Below are 17,294 nucleotides of genomic sequence, written 5' to 3'. Positions count from 1 at the left end.
ACATTAGCTACTGACGTTAGGTGTCTTCTGTGTGCCGAGTTTCTTCGACAACCATCCGCCAATCATTCCACCAATCAATCCTGCCAGTGCAGACATTCCGAGGATAACGAACCCGACGAATATCAAAAACACAGCCTCTAGAATCGGGGCTGACCATACTATCAGGGGACCATCTGGAATACCTATGAGTGTAGACAACCCCCAGACTACGATCGGTAATCCACCGATCACCCCCGCACTGATACCGGCATTCCGAGCGCTCACTGAACCATTCTTAGCAAGGAATCCGGCGAGAATTCCACCGAGAAGTATCATGTTCAGTGAGAGATAATCCCCCATCCCTGACCACCAATAGAGGCCAAATGTAAACGGTATCGAGATGAAGCCACCAATGAAGGCGTACTTCCACGTCTCTTTGGATTGGCGAGAAAGATAGCTATTCGAAGTCATTATTTCTCAACCGGATATGACTCTATACGTAAATAAAACCACTAGTCTATACTCCATCATCTTACGCGAACAGTTTCTCACGCAACTCTACGGGGTTTCACGTCGACAGAACGGCGATCCTCGAAAGTCACACGAGAGCACCGAGTTCGTGTGAATCTTCGCCGTTGGAGCTCCGGTTCGTATCCATTCACCGAGAGACGTCAGCCGCACGTACGACAAACGCACGCCATCGCGGCAGTTGCTCGGTCAACCAGCACGGGTGTGAGAATCTCGTGTGTCCGAGCCTGTCATGCGAATCCGAACAGACGGCAAGTTTGCCTATCGAGAGGAGTTTGTCGACAACGTCGCCGGTCTGCTCGGCGAGAACACGCGCGTCGGCGCAGTATTGCTCACCCACGTTCATATTGACCACTCCGACGGCCTGCCAGTCCTGGAAGCGCGCGACCTGCTCGCAACCGAGGTGACCGTCAATGAACGACCGACGAAATCCTCACCGGACAGCACAATGCTCTCCGGAATGCAAATGCCACATCGATCTCTTTTGAGAGCGCGATAGGCAGGCATGTGATGTGTTATACATTTTTGATTGAGTGATCTTTACGTGACTCTGTAGATGTACCCTTTCAGAAACGTGGGATTGAGGACCGACCATGATGCCCTCCCACATTTTCCCGGCCTATGCAGGTGGTTGTTGCACCGGGATTTGTGCAACGAGTAGAAGTAGCAAATAGCTTGTGGCCAATTAGCATACTGCCAAGTTTTCACATCGATTTTGTCGATCTTGAAATATGGGTGAACAAGTCTGATAGATATTCTCACATTCCCTGGCCCACACTCACACTAAGTAGCAACCGAGGGATTAATCGATGAAGGCTGAGTGTACAGTGAATTCTGGTCGATACGAGAGGGAGCGTTGCGTGGCATTCATCCTTTTCCCATTGATTTCCCATAGTGATGCTATGAGTAATTGTGGTCGATCCAACATTCTACAACGAGAATAGCAATAATTAAACCAGAATGAATCAATCATCCGGTGGGACAGAGAAACATCAGGTAGCATCACACCCCGTCGCGTGCTCTCTGTCCTTTTGCGATACAGAACTTGGCTATTGCTCTCTATCTCAGGAGGTGCGTCGGATTCAAGCATCAATACGGCATAGCTATAACCAAGGCATCATGTCCTTCGGTAAGGGAGAATAAAGAACCGTTGCGTGGCATCACCCTTTCTCCCCTTCGGATCGCGTTGACTGGTCCGCTACCCTACCAGTCGATTCAGACAGGGAGCGTGTATCATATAGGCTTTTTCTAAACAAATCGTAGGTTCATTATTTGATAATATTGAGGGAAAATGTCTTTCTCTGGCCGGAAGATCTCATTAATTGGACATAATTTTAGAAAACGTGGGAGACGCGAGTGGAGTGGGCGCTATCCCACGTTCCCCAGTCAATGGATGCAGTGATCGCAACCGGGATTCAATCGTAGAATCCGAAATACGAAAACGTTGTGGCCAATTAACATACAATTAAGGCTATGAGTAGTACCGTCAGAAACGTGGGGGATGAAGATCGAACACGACACCACCTCCACGTTCCCCGGTAGGATGAAGCGGGTCGTACCGGGGTTCGATCCAGAGATACCGTGTCAAAAAGAGTTCTGGCCGTCCATTGAAGATTCAAATTTGGCAACAAAGAGTTACCATCAAGCGGGCGAATCTGACGGCTGAACTTCGGATATAGCTCATTCAGAAAACGTGGGGTGAGTGAGTGGTACCATGTGTACCCACGTTCTCCCGGTCAAACCATGCAGGTGGTAGTACCGGGATTTGTACAACAAGGAGGAGTAGCAAATAGCTTGTGGCTGATTGGCATACTACTGACTTTATGCATATTTCTCGGGAAACGACAGGGTGTCATAAAACCGTTAGCATGGTGTATGTGTTTAGCGCAGTCCGTTCGTAGATGCCTCTGCACGTGATTCTGGTTCCTCTCCTCCGAGTATCGACATCAGTTGATCCGGCGGATCGAGTCCCTGTCGTTCCCACGTCGCTACCATCGTCGAGAGCGTTTCGTGGATGCGGACTCCGGTTTCCGACCGGAGTCCGCCGAACATCTTCCGCATCACTACCTGCTCGCGTAGAGCGCGCTCTGCGCGATTATTCGTCGAATCAACGTCCGGTTCCGTGACGAACGTCAGCCAACTTCCCAGCCCGTTCCTGATCTTCTCGACTAGTTGCGTCACTTCCTCGGTCTCGTAGCCCGCTCTGATTAACTCCTCCAGACACAGCGAGGCCTGTGCCCGCCTCCGCTCGCGGACGGAGGCGGGCGGGTCCTCTTCGTCGAACGCGGTCAAATCCTCGTGGAGGTCGTGTAGTACCTCCGAGATCGGCTCTGCTTCCTCGTGCCGTTCAGCTACGTACTTCGCCTCTCGTAGAAGGTGCGCCCAGCACCGCTGGAGTTTGCCGTGATAGCTCGGATACGCCGACCAGCCGTCACAGCTCAAAGTGGCGTCCTCGGCGAGTTCGTCGCCGAGGACGTCCTCCAGTACCTGACTTCCGCGGCTCTCGTCGATCGTATAGAAGACGTCCTCGTCGGTCACGAACGTCCAGACCCAGTGCTGGTCGCCGTCGACCGGAAAGCCAGTTTCATCGCAGTAGATGACGTCGCTGTCACGGACGCTGGCTCGAACGTCCTCGTACGCGGGTCGCAGCCGGTCTGCGACCCGCTCGGTCATGTTGTAGATCGTTGCCGGTGAAACCGGATGGTCGAGCTGCCAGTCGAACAGTTCGGCCTGCTTCCGGTGCGGAAGCCGGCCGTGATAGCGGAGGAGAGCGGTTTGGGCCAGCAAGCGTGGCCCAAACCGCCCGGTCTCCGGGCAATCAGGATGTTCGGCGACAACTTCGTTGCCACAGGAGCACTCCTGCTTTCCGAGCTCGTATTTCGTGACTTCGGTCGGGATGGGAAGCGGAATATCGACGATGACGCGGGAGACGTACTCATCGGGATCGGTGAGAACGCAGTCGCAATCGGGACAGTACGCCTCCCCGACCCGGACGGTCCTGTCCGGTTCGGGTGGTGGCCGGGTCGTTCCGTCGTGACCGGAGTTGCGTCCGGGTCCGGACGAGGAGTCGCTGGCGGCGTCTGCGTCGCCGCCAGCTTCGTCGTTCTCGTCGTTTTGCTCGGAATCGTCGTCCTGTGGCTGTTGTCCAGCACCGCCCTGCTTGCTGGACGGTGTGTGGGCGTTTTCGTACTTCTTGAGGCGGTTTTCGAGCTCTTCGATTCGTTCGTTCTGCTCGGCGTTTTGCTGGCGAAGAAACGCGTTCTCAGCGAGAAGAGCGAGATCTCGTTGGGGAAGGATCATTCGACCCACAGAACGGATCGCCGGGGTCGAACGACCCGGCGATCCGTCAGGCCCGGAAAGCACGATTAGCGGCTGTTCGTCCTGCTCTTCCCTGAGAGCTACGGTTTCGACTCGACTGTTCCGCTAAACACCTACGCAGCACGAAGGGTTTTCATAGACAAAAGGGGTGAGGGATATCTCAATTCAGCATCTTCTAACCAGTCTGCCCAGAAAGGCTCCTTTCTGGGCAGCCCATCGATAGCCATTCTCCTTTCAACTGGGCTGATTCACGCTTATCTTGCATCCTTGAGATCGATCCCATAGAGTCAGTCCTTCGAAGCTATTCGGTATGAGAGGATACACTGACTGCTGACGGTTCGTAGATCAACATTTCTCCAATGCTCACATCGTACAACATCGTCTCGCGAGGCATCCGAGCGAGTCGATAGAGTGCATACATATCGCCGACCGCGCCCGCCGCGTTGGTGACGAGCGCAACGAGGACGGCTACGAGCAATGTCTCGCTCATGACCGGGAGAACTGCTACCCCAAATGCAGTAATAACGATCAATGGTGCACCTGCGATGAGTATATTGTCTCGACGTGTAATGGGCTGGCCGAACGCAGCCGCGTATACCCCCGGCATTGACCAGGCGACGCCGAACGTAACCCGATAGCCGAGTAGGCGCATGAGCGCTCCATGGATTGTTTCATGAGTCACGAGCGTTACTGGAATGGCGACCACGAACGCAAGGACACTAGACGGGCCAACCACAATAGCGACCTCGCCACCACGGAGTACCGCCGCGAGGCCGAGAAACACACCGAGAGAGAGGACAGTCAGAACAGTACCACCGACCTGCAGCCACCGAATCGGATACTCAAAACGGTACGGTCGGTGATAACCTGACAGGTCAGGATAGGATGGCATGGGGTCTTACTGTCGTATGACGCAGAAATTGGTTTCGATGGCTCCCGTCAATAGATGGTTGATCGTTGATGGGAGGTGGCTCGGCGTGATCAGCACGCTACTCCCGATAGGCCGCTCTTGCTGACAAGGGGATTTTGCATTGAATGAGGTGGGGCTACTGACAGTCTGTCAATTGTCATGTGGCTGCTGACAGGGGTTGGATATTCACCCTCATCAGCGAACATAAGCAAACCACACCTAGGGGATTTAATGTCACAGCAGGCTAATGACAAGCATGGAATGGTTGGGCGTATCCGGTGGAACAATCCTCAATACTGGAGTGCTGTTTCTATTTTTCTGGATGCTTATCGGTCTGTACGTCTATCGAGAAGCGAAAAAGGAGCAGCGATCATCCCCTCGACTGCGTGGGCTCGGCTGGGGAATGCTCGGCATAATCGGTGCAGTTGATTATCTCACAGATATCAAGGCCGAGGAAAAGGGCCGTCTGAGATGGTTGGGGTTCTCATTGCTGCTGTTTGTCTTTTGGGCGGCGGAGCCTCTCATCCAACAGAGACCGCCCGGATGGTATGCGTGGGCGGGCTTCTACACCGGACTGCTCATTCTATACTGGCAATTCAATCTTGAGCTACTTGATGATTCAAGAATACAACCGAACATCAGGTAGTGAATATTCTCATCTGCTGATTAACAAGCGATGGATATTGGATATGAGATCGACAAGCGTGAGCATTTCCCCACCGTGGTGCCTCACGGCCCCTTCGGGGAGGGAGATCTGACTCTATGAGTATTTCAAGGATGGTATAGAGATGGAACTGTCGGTGAGAGGAGACAATTACGACAGGACTGGTGGCCGGAGAAGCGGACTGTCGTGGCGAGCACGCCGGGACGTGCGGTTTTCGGTGGTGGGTAGCACGGAGCTGCTCTTCACTCGACTCGGACGCCACTCCGAGAATACATCCCACCAGCTCCGCCGACGCGCTCGCTATCACGGTCCATCGTGTGTGCATCCAAAACGCACAACCGTAATACTTCCGCCCCGTGGGCGGTGAGAACTGCCATTTCGATGTCGAGACACGTAAGCGACCAGAACTCTCGGATCGAGCGTGCTGGACATTGTTTCGGTACTGCGAGGCACTCGCCGCGAGCGCCAAGGCGAGTCCGGGCGTGCAACCGGGATTGGTTGCGTCAATCGGATAGGAGCGCTCCTCTGTTAGTAGATTTCCCCTCGTTACAGGCGGAGAGAAGACATTCATGTTCTGAGATACTACGGTCAGGTACAAGGATGGTTCACAATGAGCACACTAGATCGTGTCAAAACGGTATTCACGGACGCTGAACCTGACGAATCCCATCCATACGAGTGCAAGACCTGTGGGGCGTGCTTCAGGCTTCAACCGCAAGTGTGTCGCGAGTGCGGCGGATATACTTTCGATCGAGCTGAGTGGCAGTCTTAGAGCACCCTGTAATTAGGGGAGTGCCTATTGACCCCACCTTCAGTACCTCCTACTCAACGGTCAAGCGAACGCAGGACTCGCCCTGCGTTCGCGGTTCTGGTATCGCCAGTTCCGTGAGATCGTTCTCCTGTTCGCGCTCAACAACATCAGGAAACTCGCCAAGACGCTATGATCGTACTCCCGTACCGCATTTTCAATAGAGCAGGATTTTGCTGATTTGATCGCATTCTCTAAGCCTGGTGACACCATAGAAGCTCTGCGTCTGATCCCGCAATCCGAAATGAATGAAAAGCTACTATCCGGCGAAATCGCCGGCACAAAAAGGATGAGATCGAGTTGAGCAGGTACTGAAAGTGGGATCCTACGGAGAAGATGATTAAGGAATATTTATGTGGTGGTTCTTCTCATCACTGGAAGAATGCGCCTCACTGTGTGTGAACTCCCCGAAGATCGTTCAGCGTTTGAGCGTGCTTGGAACGACCTCGTCGATCACGTTGCTGCTGAGGAGAGCGATCTCGTATTGCTCCCAGAGATGCCATTTGCCCAATGGCTTCCGGCAAGCCCCGACGATGATTCGGCTGCGTGGCAACAGGCAGTCACCGCTCACGACGAGTGGATTACTTGCTTAGATGAGTTTGCACCGGCAACTGTACTTCTGTCACGTCCAACGATCCGCCACGATCGGCGGCTCAACGAGGGCCTCATGTGGACCCCAGCCGATGGGATAGAAACGACACACGAGAAACGCTATCTCCCGGAGGAGCCAGGCTTCTGGGAGGCATCTTGGTACGATAGTGGGAGACGTGAGTTCACGCCAGTGAAATGTGCTGGAGCGTTGACGGGCTTTCTTATCTGTACGGACCTGTGGGCCGCTGAGAAGGCCCGATCGTATGGTCAGAGTGGTGCACATCTCATCGCCAATCCCCGAGCAACTGAAGCCTGTACACTCGAAAAATGGCGTGCTGGAGGTCAAGCGATGAGCGTCGTTTCAGGGTCGTTCGTCGCGTCATCGAATCGCGTCACCATCGAAGACGACCAATCGGACGTGATATTTGGCGGCGAGGGATGGATCGTGGATCCCGATGGAACGATGATCGCTCGTACCTCACAGGGTCAGCCATTCGTCACCATCGATGTCGATCTCGATGTTGCTGAACGAGCAAAAGAAACGTATCCACGACCAGCATTTCTGTAGTGTATTCTATCCTCAACATCCGACTGAAACCAAACTAACCAACTTTCAATTATAACGGAATAGATGAGGAGAGCAATTCCTACATGATTATATAGGAAGATTTAAGGGGTGGTGTATTAATGATAGGTCTGGATATGGTTGAAAAACCCACTCCAGATCGGCGATCGTTCCTGAAAGCAATCGGTGCAGGGGCGCTGCTCGGCGGATTGAGCGGCGTCGCATCGGCTACACCGGGTCGTCAGCCCGGTCCGAAAAAAGACGAAATCCTCGTCGGGGTGTCGGCGTCGGCGGCCGACATGGACCAGACAGTCACACAGGCCGTCCCCAGCAATGCGGAGATCGTTCACCGAAACGAGACACTGAGCTATGTCGCGGTGAAATTCCCGAGCCAAGCCGCAGACCGTGCGAAGGAGAACTTCATCGACGCGATCACGAAGAAAGATCACATCAAGTACGCCGAGCCGAACACGACCCACGAAGCGCTCTACGAACCGAGCGATCCACGATTCGGCGACCAGTACGCACCGACACAAGTCAAATCCGATCAGGCGTGGAACACTACGCTCGGCGATTCGTCGGTCACTATCGCGGTCGTCGATACGGGTGCCCAGTACGACCACCCCGACCTCCAATCGAACTACAAGTCCAACCCCGGTCGGGATTTTGCCGATGACGATTCGGACCCGTATCCCGATGTACCGAGCGACGAGTACCACGGTACCCACGTCTCGGGCTGTGCGGCCGCCGTGATCGACAACGGCACCGGCGTCGCTGGCCAAGGCAACTCCTCGCTCATTAATGGCCGCGCACTCGACGAAGGCGGGAGCGGTTCCACATCAGATATCGCTGACGCCATAGAGTGGGCGGCCGACCAAGGAGCCGACATCATCAACCTCTCGCTTGGCGGTGGCGGCTACACGAGCACGATGAAAAATGCCGTCAGCTACGCGACCGACAACGGCGCACTCGTTATCGCCGCAGCGGGGAACAGCGGCTCTAGTTCCGTCAGTTACCCCGCCGCCTACAGCGAGTGCGTCGCGATTTCGGCGGTCGACGACAACGAACAGCTGGCGAGTTTCAGCCAGTACGGCGAGAAGGTCGAACTGTGTGCACCGGGCGTGGACGTGCTCTCGACGACTACCGAAACGCGCGGCTCCTACGAGCGGCTCTCGGGCACGTCGATGGCGACACCGGTGACCTCCGGCGTCGCCGGACTCACGCTCGCAAAGTGGAACCTCACCAATTCCGAACTTCGATCACACCTCAAAAACACCGCCGAGGACATCGGCCTCTCCGAGAACGAGCAGGGGAGCGGTCAGGTCGATGCCCTCGCAGCTGTCACCACCGATCCGTCGGACGGTGGCGGTGGTGGCGGCGGAGGCGGCGGCGAAACCACGTCCGGGAATGTCAGCGGCACATTGTACAGTTCCTCGGACTACGACGACTACACGTGGTCGTGGACGTACTCCTCGCCGAGCCAGGTCGCCGTTGAACTCGATGGACCGACCAACGCCGACTTCGACCTTTACGTCAACACGGGCACAAGCCAGAGTGCCTCACCGAACAACTATGACTACACCTCTCGGTCGACCAACAGCCAGGAGACGATCACCATCGACAACCCCGACGACTCGGCAGCCATGCAGATCGACGTCGATTCATACAGCGGGTCTGGTGACTATACGCTGACAATCACTGAAACGAAATAATCGAACGGTACGGACGGTTTTTGTGACGTAACGCCAATCATGTGCCCATGAGTTAGACTCAGTTATTCTTGTCTTCGTGAGCATCTGCAGGCAAACATTGAGCAGTTGATCCTCAGCCATACAGGGCTATTCAGGAGCGTGTTTGGAAATCACCACGAACCAAGACCGCAAGAGGGCGAATGATCGTCTCAAATATCCATGCGAAATCGTATTGAAATTTGCCGAATGTATACCGAGAATCAATGACGGGCCTCTACCATTCGAAAATACTATCGTTCGAAGCAATATGGGTCATCGTGATGAGACGAGCCTCATGAGGTACTTCGAGTTCACCATCAAACCAGACGATGGAGCGATTCATCCCGTCGATAACGCCATCATCGAGACGCCCGGCGTCACGCGCGAGGCGCTCGTCCACATCAACGCGCTCGCCAATGGCACGGGCGTGATGCTCTACCGCCTCCGCGGCGACGTCACTGACCTCGAAACGCGCCTCGATGGCCATCCCGAACTACTCTCGTGTGCGCCAGTCGCCATTGAGGGCGAGACGTTCCATTTCTACGTCCACGTCAAGCCGGGTCAGCCCGCCGGCCGGCTGATGGCCGTCGCCCAGAAGTACGCCCTCATGATCATCCCGCCGCTTTCGTTCATCGAAGGTGGACTCCAGATCACCATCGTCGGCACCCACAAGATGCTCCAGCAGGCGCTGGAAGAACTGCCCGAAGAAACACATATCTCCGTCGAGCAGGTCGGCGAGTATTCACCGAACAGCAGAAACGTACTCACGCTGCTGACCGACCGCCAGCTCGAAGTATTCGAAACGGCCGTCGAAAACGGCTACTACGACATCCCGCGGCGGGCGACCCATGAGGACATCGCCGACGGTCTCGGCTGTGCGGCGAGCACGGTCGACGAACACCTCCGGAAGGCCGAATTGCGGATTCTCACGTCGCTGGTGTGAGCGGGAGCCCCGGTGCGCGCCAGGACTGATTTAGTGGACCATCCAGTAAATCCGCACCCAGTTAGAACTCCCGCAACAGTCGATTGCCACCGTCCAGCCCTGCTGAATCCCTGCTCTGCATACAGCACGTTCAAAATTGGATTCGCCATTTTGTATTGAGAATTAACGCAGGAATTCGGGTGCTTGTTGCTCAATAACCTTGTATTCAGACTTGTTGCATAGATGTGCATCTGCATAATAGCCGTTCAACACGGCAAGAATTATAGTAGTGCTCCGAGAGACGGCACTGTGGTTCAACAATGAGTGGAAATTTGCCCGACCCCCCAAGACGTTTCGGTTGATAACCTCGTTGAGTTGGTTGAAAATCTGCCCGAAGACAAACGACAGGAGTTGCTCTCACAAGTCACCAGTGGTGATCTCGGTGACGTTGGTGAGAACCTCGGGCTCTGAACGAGATCGAACCCGCTCGAACACTTATCTCTGGAGGAGCAGCCGTTCGGAAGAGGTGTGTTCTGGATGCAACGGCCAAACATGGGTCGCTGACCGATGGATTCATCTGGCGAACCAGTGGATAGACACACATGAAGCGGCGGACACTCGGCGTTGTGGTGGTCACACTTCTCATCGTTTTCGCGGGATGTGCGAGCAGTTCACCCTCGTCAAATCAGACGCAGCCAAGCAGTGCTCCCGATAGCGCCGGCTCGGGTGACACACCAATCAACGCCACGACTCCCTCGACCAATAGTCCCGCGAATACGAGTGAGTCACGGCAGTCAGGACCAGCGGCCAACGGCACGTTCGAGATCCACTCGATCAACGTCGGCCAGAGCGATTCCACGCTCATCATCGGGCCGACCAATCAGACGATGCTGATCGATACGGGTGACTACCGCGATGACGGCGAGTTCGTGCTCGACTACCTCAAAAAACACGACATCGACCGTATCGACTATCTCGTGACGACCCACCCCGACGCCGACCACATCGGGGGCAATGCCGCCGTCATCAAATACTACGAGACGAAAGCCAACGGGATTGGCGCAGTCTATGATCCTGGAATCAGCTCCAGTTCACAAACATATGAAGACTATCTCGACGCGGTCGAAAAGTATGACATCACGCTGTATGAGACCCACGCTGGGGACTCGATCCCCTTCGATGGTGTCCAAACACAGGTCCTCAGTCCTCCCGAGAATTACATCGAAGGCGAAGACCCCAACCAGAACAGCATTGTTCTACGACTCGGGTTCGGTCACACAAGTTTCGTCCTGCCGGGGGATGCTGAGAAAGGGGCCGAAAGCCACCTCACAGACGAGTACGGTGACCGACTCAATTCGACGGTACTGAAGGCCGGCCATCATGGCAGCGATACCAGTAGTACGAATCCATACCTCGATGCAGTTGACCCACAAGTGACGCTGATATCGAGCGCGTACAAGTCTCAATACGGCCATCCATCCCCGGAGGCGCTTCATCGGTTTGGGGAGCATGACATCGAAGTCTACTGGACGGCAACCCACGGCAACATCGTCGTAACGAGTGATGGCCACACGATCGATATTGCGACCCAGGAAAAAGCGCCAACCGACCCGACGTCACTCCGAGATGGAGACCCGGTCGAACCGGGCACGGACGGACCAGTCAGCCACCGCGAGAGCATCACGGTCGGTAGCGGGTTATCGCAAAATCCTCCGGAAGGCACATCGACGCCAGCCGCGAACACACCAACACCAGTGCGTTCATCAACATCGACACCGACCTCGGAGTCTTCGGAAACACCAGCCACGACGAGGATTGCGAGTGATGGTGGCACGGAATCGGGGGTGAATGAGAGTGGTCCATTCGAAGTGACGACCATCCATGCCGATGCGGAAGGTGACGATAGAGAGAACCTCAACGATGAATACCTCGTGCTCGAAAACACGGGGTCAACATCGCTTGACGTCTCGGGGTGGACCGTCAAGGATGGGAGCTCACGCGAGTACACGATTTCATCCGGGACTGTCATAGAGGCCGGCGAGACGCTCACGCTCTACACTGGCGAGGGAACGGATGCCGGGAACGACCTGTACTGGGGGTCTGGCAGTGCGATCTGGAATAACGGCGGTGATACGATCACGGTTACAAACGCGCAGGACGAACAGGTCCTCAAGGAGGAGTACTGATGGTGACCAAAGAATACCGCGGGGTACTGGACCGCTTCGAGGACGACCTCGCAGTGGTGCTACTCGAACGTGATGGGGAGACGGTGGGGGATATTGCGGTTCCTCGAGAGCAACTGCCCGAAGACGGTCGTCATCGGGACGCGATCTTCACGATCGAGATGGAAGGCGAGACGGTCCAAACCATCTCATACCGCCCAGAAGAGACACGCAAGCAGGCCGAGCAGGCCCAGTCACGATTCGACCGCCTCTCGCAGCGGCCGCCGAGAAGTGACGAAAAGAGTTGATCGGACAAGCCGATTGGCTAGAGACGGGTGGTCAGTCGTCGGAGCCACCCGCGCCGCTCGGTCCGGAGCCTCCCGGACCGCTGTCGTCATCGAACATGTCCTCGGTGTCCCCAGTACCGCCGGTGCTGCCGGTGTCGCGAGTGCTGTCGGCAGTTTCGTCCTCTTCAACGAGGTCTTCGGCACTGCTTCGCGCACTGCTTAGCCAGTCGCCGATGTTTTCGGCGACGTAGTCCTTGCTGCCCCAGCCGAGACCGATTGCGATGGCGAGGGCAAGCCCGACACCGAGCGCCCCGAAGACCGACACGACAACCGTGTTGAAGAGGGTTTCTAGAATATCGACGCCGAGACCGAGTCTGCTCAACACCGTTGTGATGACGTAGTAGTAAGCGAACACCTTCACACCGAGACCGGCGTAGTCGGTCACCTGGCTCGTGTTGATATCCGCTACGACGTCACCGAGCAGGTCGGCCACGTAGATGCCGATGAGGAGGAAGATGAGCGCGCCGATGAGCACCGGGAGATACGCCGTCAGGCCGGTGAACATCTGGGTCAGGACGGCAAACTGGAGCGCATCCACCGCCTGAACCAGCGCGAAGTAGTAGATGATGTATTCGACGACCGTCCCGAGGGCGTTGCCGACCCCGCCGACCGCGTCCGTGATGCGCGCGAGCGGCGTCCCTTCCAGATAGCGGTCGACATCGAACCCACCGAGGACACTGCCGATGATGTCACCGACGAACCGGCCGATGGCGAACCCGACGCCGAGGATGATGGCCGCCACGACGATTTTCAGCACGGCCGAGACGATACTCGACAGTATATCGCCAGGGATCGGGAGCTGGAGCTGTTGGAGCGCGAGGAGGAGTGCGAAGATGATGATAATGTACTTGACGAGCTTACCGAGTCCGCCCGCAAGGGACTCGTCGGCGTCGCCCTCGGGTTCAAGCGGCGTCCCCGAAACGTACTGTGAGGGACTGATACTTCTGATGACGCGTTTGACCGCATTGCCGAGAACGATGCCGACGATCCAGCCGATTATGAGGATGACGATCGCGGCGATGATCGACGGAATCGCCGAAAGGAAGCCCTGCACCAGCGGCTGGAGGGGCTGTGGGACTGCTTGAAGTACTATTCCACCGCCGAGCGTGTGTAGTCCTGTCATGATGACTCCCCGGTGTCACGCATCCGTAGTCTTCCGGACCTGCGTGACACCAGTGGCCACCGATTCTCCTACGATTATTATAAAAGCACCTGTGTCATGAAATTTGTTTTATACATCAGCGGGTGACTCCATGAGAATCCCGCTGAAGTCACCGGAGTGTGAAGTACATCAGGGACTCACAAAGGTCGATCTATGACATGCACGTCAGAGCACGTGAGGGTGACTGACCTTTGATGCAGTCGTGTTTGATTGAGATGAAAACCGCCACACAGCTCGGCATTTGCCTCCTCAAGCAGGGGAAGTCGTGACGGCGATGGCTGTTTGGCCTCGTGATACAGAATCTCGCCGAAGTTGGCTCGAACAAAGGCAACAGAGTGATCCGTGGGGAATGTCAGCATGGCCAGAAATGAGGGTTCCTGATCAGACTGGTTAAAAGATAGATTATCTTACTCGGCTCTGCATATTTATAAGGCATCCTCAGAACGTCGTGGAGACAGCTTGAAATCCCAGAGTTTGGGTATGACCGTCCATAGCGAGGCGATCACGTGGGTGGTGATCGCCGACTATGTGACGTTTTTCCGGCCACAAACGTGCTCAACCGGGTGACGAATCGAAGAATAGATTCGTCGCTTGAGGTTCTAAATCGGTGTGATTCAACACCACTTATAAACGTTCAAAGTCGAATTATTATTGAGGAGACCGTCCCTTCTCTCGAATACCGATGGCTCTCGTTGTCGAGTTCGATCTGATCTCGGACCGATTACCGCTAACAGCGGTTGCCGCTACTGCTTCGGATTCAACTCTCAGAATTGATGATATTCTTACCTCCGAGCGCAGCCGGCCGGTGATCGTTTTCTGGGCCGAAGGCGAGACATTCGATACCCTTGAAGCGGCACTCGACGATACAGCGGTGGCGACGTACAGTGTCCTCGGAACGACAGAGAATCGCCGTCTCTATCGGGTGGAATTATCCGACCAACCGCCAGCCATCTATACTGAGTTCGTTCGATTGGATACCGCCCCAATCAACGCGATGATCACGCCGACGGGATGGCGAGCACGTATCCGATTTTCCGACCGTGAGGCGCTCGCCGAGTTCCACGACGCCTGTGAGACGTACGGTATTACGTTTCAACTCGACCAGATATTCGAAGCCTCACCCGAGACCGACAACGAATATGGACTCACGCCAAAACAGCGCGAAACGCTGCTTGTAGCCCACGAAGCGGGCTATTTCTCGATTCCTCGAACCGGCTCCCTAGCAGAGATTGGCGCTGAACTCGGCGTGTCCGCACCGTCGGTCTCCGAACGGCTTCGCCGCGCGCAGGACCGACTCATTCAGCATACTGTCGCTCTCGACGAGAACCATTGATAAACACCACAACGAATTAGGCTCAACATTCGTTCATCGACGGGACCTACTCATAGCTGTCATGGCGACCACCGACGCATCGATGCAGATCGATACTGATGCACAGACGTTCAGATACTACCGCCACGCCGTTGAGAAACACTGGGACCCCCACGACATCGACCTCGATGCCGACCGCGAGGCGCTCAATGAACTCGACGATGCGGCATTCGATGGATTGAAGCGCGCGCTCGCGCTGTTCGGCGCGGGTGAGGATGCCGTTGCAGAGGATCTCGCACCGCTGGCGGTCGCGCTCGATGACTTTGAGGACCAACTGTTCATCACGACCCAACTCTACGAGGAAGCCAAACACTCGGACTTCTTCGACCGCTACTGGCGCGAAGTAATCCACGCGGCGGAGGACGACCGTGGTCAGGAACACTCCTCGCCGGCTGACGAGCGGTGGTTCTCTGACGAATATGACGAGCTGTTCGAGCGCAACGAGGCCGCAATGGCCGCACTACTCGATGAGGATACCCCTGAAAATCGCGCGAAAGCGTACTCACACTACCACATGACCGTCGAGGGAATCCTCGCCCAGACTGGCTACTACGGACTCACGCGCCAGTTCGACGAGGACACCTATCCTGACATCCCCCACCTGCCAGGACTGGTCTCGGGCCTCACCTATATTCGCAGCGACGAAGGCCGCCACGTCGGCTTCGGGATGGCAAAGCTCAAAGAACTCGTCGAAACCGAGCGCATACAGCCAACCATCATCGAAGAGACCGTCGGCGACCTCCTGCCGTTGGTGCAGGCAGCGATTCCAAGCTACGAGCGCGCCGGTGACGAAGGCGTCACGCCGACAGAACTCACCGAGTACGCAACCAACAAACACGAACAGCGCATGAAACAGATCACCTCTGCGAGCGAACACATTCCCGATGTCGAGGAGCTGACTTCGCTCGCGAACTGACGCTACATGCGATGAATCGACGCCGAATCAGCACAAACAACGCGAATCACATTCAGCCAACCATTTCATACTATCCAGACACCAATGTCAACAATCACTGATTTACCGGGCGACCCAGTCGTACCGATGCGTAACCGCTCGTGCGAGATAGTGGATACACTCACAGAATCGCTCCACAAGCTCTCGGTTACAAAAGAGCGACTCGACGAAGTTTCGGCCGTTAAGGTGGGTCAGACACCGAGTGAGGTCGTCTGTACTGAGGACATGCTGGAGTTGCACCACTACGAACCACAGACGGACGAGCAAGACGACGTGCCGATTCTCGTTATCGCTGCACTTATCAACAAATCGTATATCCTCGATCTACAACCTGCTCGGAGCGTTATTCGCCATCTATTGGAAGACGGTCACGACGTGTACCTTCTCAAGTGGAACGAACCCACGCGGTATGATACGGGACTGACGTTCGGTGATTACGTCAACCGCTACATCGCCAATAGCGTCGACGAGGTGTGCAAGCGCTCAGGAGAGGAGTCGATCAATCTCCTTGGCTACTGTACGGGCGGGACGATGGCAGCGATGTACGCTGCACTCCACTCCGAGAAGGTGAACGCACTTGGGCTGATAGCCAGCCCACTCTATCTCAACGATACTGGCGGGTTGCTCGAATTGTGGAGCGATGAGACGTACTACGATCCCGAAACCGTGATCGATATATATGGAAATATGCCGTCGGAACTGCTCTACGTGATTTTTACGCTGATGGATCCTGTCGATAGCACGGTTGGCAAGTACATCCGGCTGTACGAGAATCTGGACGACGAAGAGTTCGTCAAGAACTTCCTTCGGATGGAGCGATGGTTCTCGGACGGTATCGACGTGGCAGGCAAAACCTACATCCGACTAGTGGAAGATATATATCAGGACAACAAGCTATTCACGAATGATTTCTATCTCAACGGTGAACACGTCGATATTACGGAGATCGATATGCCCGTGCTTCAGATTACCGGTGAGGATGATCATCTCATCCCTTCCAAAGCGTCACAGCCATTCAATGCCGTCATCGGCACCGACAACGTGAGCACTATCGAACACCCTACCGGACATATCGGCCTATTGTTTTCGAACAGTTCACATGAGGACGTTTGGCCGGATGTTGCTGAGTGGTTTCACACACAGTCATCCAAGCCAAGACAAAATCATCGAGGAAGATTCAGCACTGACTCTCTGCATCGAAAGCCAGCCCACTAAGAGTGGTTTCAGAACACGCTCTGAGGTCAGGCAGAAAATTCTATTTCCTATGGCGATTCAATGGAA

Annotated in this window: 15 protein-coding genes and 1 pseudogene; 12 read left to right on the top strand and 4 right to left on the bottom strand. The window is 55.4% G+C overall.

Annotated elements, in window-relative coordinates; genetic code table 11:
* Window positions 1-3: 3 nt before the first annotated feature.
* On the bottom strand, window positions 4-450 hold the full coding sequence (locus tag MUK72_RS19655) for a DUF5518 domain-containing protein (RefSeq protein WP_160162773.1): 447 nt from the start codon (window positions 448-450) through the stop codon (window positions 4-6).
* Between the two features lie 289 nt (window positions 451-739).
* Between MUK72_RS19655 and MUK72_RS19650 the strand changes: the two genes are divergently transcribed.
* Window positions 740-1,006, top strand: a complete 267-nt coding sequence (locus MUK72_RS19650; RefSeq protein ID WP_004052021.1) for a DUF7692 domain-containing protein — start codon at window positions 740-742, stop codon at window positions 1,004-1,006.
* 1,382 nt (window positions 1,007-2,388) lie between these two features.
* Here the strand turns inward: MUK72_RS19650 and tnpC are convergent.
* Both tnpC and MUK72_RS19640 read right to left on the bottom strand, forming a co-directional pair.
* A complete protein-coding gene (gene tnpC / locus MUK72_RS19645; RefSeq protein ID WP_244699194.1) occupies window positions 2,389-3,807 on the bottom strand; it encodes an IS66 family transposase in 1,419 nt (472 codons plus the stop codon).
* A gap of 319 nt (window positions 3,808-4,126) precedes the next feature.
* Window positions 4,127-4,477 (bottom strand): DUF3267 domain-containing protein, encoded by a 351-nt coding sequence (locus tag MUK72_RS19640; protein ID WP_004054591.1) that lies wholly within the window; start codon window positions 4,475-4,477, stop codon window positions 4,127-4,129.
* Between the two features lie 21 nt (window positions 4,478-4,498).
* Between MUK72_RS19640 and MUK72_RS19635 the strand changes: the two genes are divergently transcribed.
* The 8 genes and pseudogenes from MUK72_RS19635 to MUK72_RS19600 all read left to right on the top strand — a co-directional run bounded on the left by MUK72_RS19635 (window position 4,499) and on the right by MUK72_RS19600 (window position 12,485).
* Window positions 4,499-4,696 carry a hypothetical protein gene (locus tag MUK72_RS19635; RefSeq protein WP_244707230.1) on the top strand — a complete coding sequence of 66 codons (198 nt, stop codon included), beginning with the start codon at window positions 4,499-4,501 and terminating at the stop codon, window positions 4,694-4,696.
* A 295-nt stretch (window positions 4,697-4,991) separates the two neighbouring features.
* Window positions 4,992-5,381 (top strand): hypothetical protein, encoded by a 390-nt coding sequence (locus MUK72_RS19630; protein ID WP_244706926.1) that lies wholly within the window; start codon window positions 4,992-4,994, stop codon window positions 5,379-5,381.
* A gap of 834 nt (window positions 5,382-6,215) precedes the next feature.
* Window positions 6,216-6,343 (top strand): annotated as a pseudogene (locus tag MUK72_RS19625) (IS5/IS1182 family transposase); the annotation flags it as partial.
* 246 nt (window positions 6,344-6,589) lie between these two features.
* A complete protein-coding gene (locus MUK72_RS19620; protein WP_152415497.1) occupies window positions 6,590-7,366 on the top strand; it encodes a carbon-nitrogen hydrolase family protein in 777 nt (258 codons plus the stop codon).
* A 134-nt stretch (window positions 7,367-7,500) separates the two neighbouring features.
* A complete protein-coding gene (locus MUK72_RS19615) occupies window positions 7,501-9,075 on the top strand; it encodes a S8 family serine peptidase (protein ID WP_004051521.1) in 1,575 nt (524 codons plus the stop codon).
* A gap of 313 nt (window positions 9,076-9,388) precedes the next feature.
* A complete protein-coding gene (locus MUK72_RS19610) occupies window positions 9,389-10,036 on the top strand; it encodes a helix-turn-helix domain-containing protein (RefSeq protein ID WP_049916022.1) in 648 nt (215 codons plus the stop codon).
* 581 nt (window positions 10,037-10,617) lie between these two features.
* Entirely contained in the window at window positions 10,618-12,201 is a 1,584-nt protein-coding gene (locus tag MUK72_RS19605) for a lamin tail domain-containing protein (protein WP_342346254.1), read from the top strand.
* Complete coding sequence (locus MUK72_RS19600) at window positions 12,201-12,485, top strand: DUF3006 domain-containing protein (RefSeq protein WP_004051518.1); 285 nt, start codon at window positions 12,201-12,203, stop codon at window positions 12,483-12,485. Before MUK72_RS19605 ends, MUK72_RS19600 begins: the two co-directional genes overlap by 1 nt.
* Before the next feature lie 31 nt (window positions 12,486-12,516).
* Here the strand turns inward: MUK72_RS19600 and MUK72_RS19595 are convergent, their stop codons facing one another.
* Window positions 12,517-13,647 carry a mechanosensitive ion channel gene (locus tag MUK72_RS19595; RefSeq protein WP_244706924.1) on the bottom strand — a complete coding sequence of 377 codons (1,131 nt, stop codon included), beginning with the start codon at window positions 13,645-13,647 and terminating at the stop codon, window positions 12,517-12,519.
* Window positions 13,648-14,368: 721 nt separating this feature from the next.
* Between MUK72_RS19595 and MUK72_RS19590 the strand changes: the two genes are divergently transcribed.
* The 3 genes from MUK72_RS19590 (at window position 14,369) to MUK72_RS19580 (ending at window position 17,228) form a co-directional block, all read left to right on the top strand.
* The gene (locus MUK72_RS19590; RefSeq protein WP_049916087.1) at window positions 14,369-15,019 is read left to right on the top strand and encodes a helix-turn-helix domain-containing protein; all 651 of its coding nucleotides are present in this window, start codon (window positions 14,369-14,371) and stop codon (window positions 15,017-15,019) included.
* 61 nt (window positions 15,020-15,080) lie between these two features.
* Window positions 15,081-15,974 carry a ribonucleotide-diphosphate reductase subunit beta gene (locus tag MUK72_RS19585; RefSeq protein WP_004052548.1) on the top strand — a complete coding sequence of 298 codons (894 nt, stop codon included), beginning with the start codon at window positions 15,081-15,083 and terminating at the stop codon, window positions 15,972-15,974.
* 126 nt (window positions 15,975-16,100) lie between these two features.
* Complete coding sequence (locus MUK72_RS19580) at window positions 16,101-17,228, top strand: PHA/PHB synthase family protein (protein WP_004052550.1); 1,128 nt, start codon at window positions 16,101-16,103, stop codon at window positions 17,226-17,228.
* Window positions 17,229-17,294: the final 66 nt, after the last annotated feature.

The organism is Halococcus dombrowskii (genome assembly GCF_022870485.1).
GTDB classification, from domain to species: Archaea; Halobacteriota; Halobacteria; order Halobacteriales; family Halococcaceae; genus Halococcus; species Halococcus morrhuae.
This window is presented reverse-complemented; position numbering and strand designations above follow the sequence as displayed.

Bases quoted from the DNA above. Each gene is read 5' to 3' on its own strand.
- MUK72_RS19590 (WP_049916087.1), top strand. From the start codon at position 14,369: ATGGCTCTCGTTGTCGAGTTCGATCTGATCTCGGACCGATTACCGCTA.
- MUK72_RS19585 (WP_004052548.1), top strand. From the start codon at position 15,081: ATGGCGACCACCGACGCATCGATGCAGATCGATACTGATGCACAGACG.
- MUK72_RS19655 (WP_160162773.1), bottom strand. From the start codon at position 450: ATGACTTCGAATAGCTATCTTTCTCGCCAATCCAAAGAGACGTGGAAG.
- MUK72_RS19650 (WP_004052021.1), top strand. From the start codon at position 740: ATGCGAATCCGAACAGACGGCAAGTTTGCCTATCGAGAGGAGTTTGTC.
- MUK72_RS19595 (WP_244706924.1), bottom strand. From the start codon at position 13,647: ATGACAGGACTACACACGCTCGGCGGTGGAATAGTACTTCAAGCAGTC.
- MUK72_RS19600 (WP_004051518.1), top strand. From the start codon at position 12,201: ATGGTGACCAAAGAATACCGCGGGGTACTGGACCGCTTCGAGGACGAC.
- MUK72_RS19580 (WP_004052550.1), top strand. From the start codon at position 16,101: ATGCGTAACCGCTCGTGCGAGATAGTGGATACACTCACAGAATCGCTC.
- MUK72_RS19605 (WP_342346254.1), top strand. From the start codon at position 10,618: ATGAAGCGGCGGACACTCGGCGTTGTGGTGGTCACACTTCTCATCGTT.
- MUK72_RS19610 (WP_049916022.1), top strand. From the start codon at position 9,389: ATGAGGTACTTCGAGTTCACCATCAAACCAGACGATGGAGCGATTCAT.
- MUK72_RS19620 (WP_152415497.1), top strand. From the start codon at position 6,590: ATGCGCCTCACTGTGTGTGAACTCCCCGAAGATCGTTCAGCGTTTGAG.
- tnpC (WP_244699194.1), bottom strand. From the start codon at position 3,807: ATGATCCTTCCCCAACGAGATCTCGCTCTTCTCGCTGAGAACGCGTTT.
- MUK72_RS19615 (WP_004051521.1), top strand. From the start codon at position 7,501: ATGGTTGAAAAACCCACTCCAGATCGGCGATCGTTCCTGAAAGCAATC.
- MUK72_RS19630 (WP_244706926.1), top strand. From the start codon at position 4,992: ATGGAATGGTTGGGCGTATCCGGTGGAACAATCCTCAATACTGGAGTG.
- MUK72_RS19640 (WP_004054591.1), bottom strand. From the start codon at position 4,477: ATGCGCCTACTCGGCTATCGGGTTACGTTCGGCGTCGCCTGGTCAATG.
- MUK72_RS19635 (WP_244707230.1), top strand. From the start codon at position 4,499: ATGAGTCACGAGCGTTACTGGAATGGCGACCACGAACGCAAGGACACT.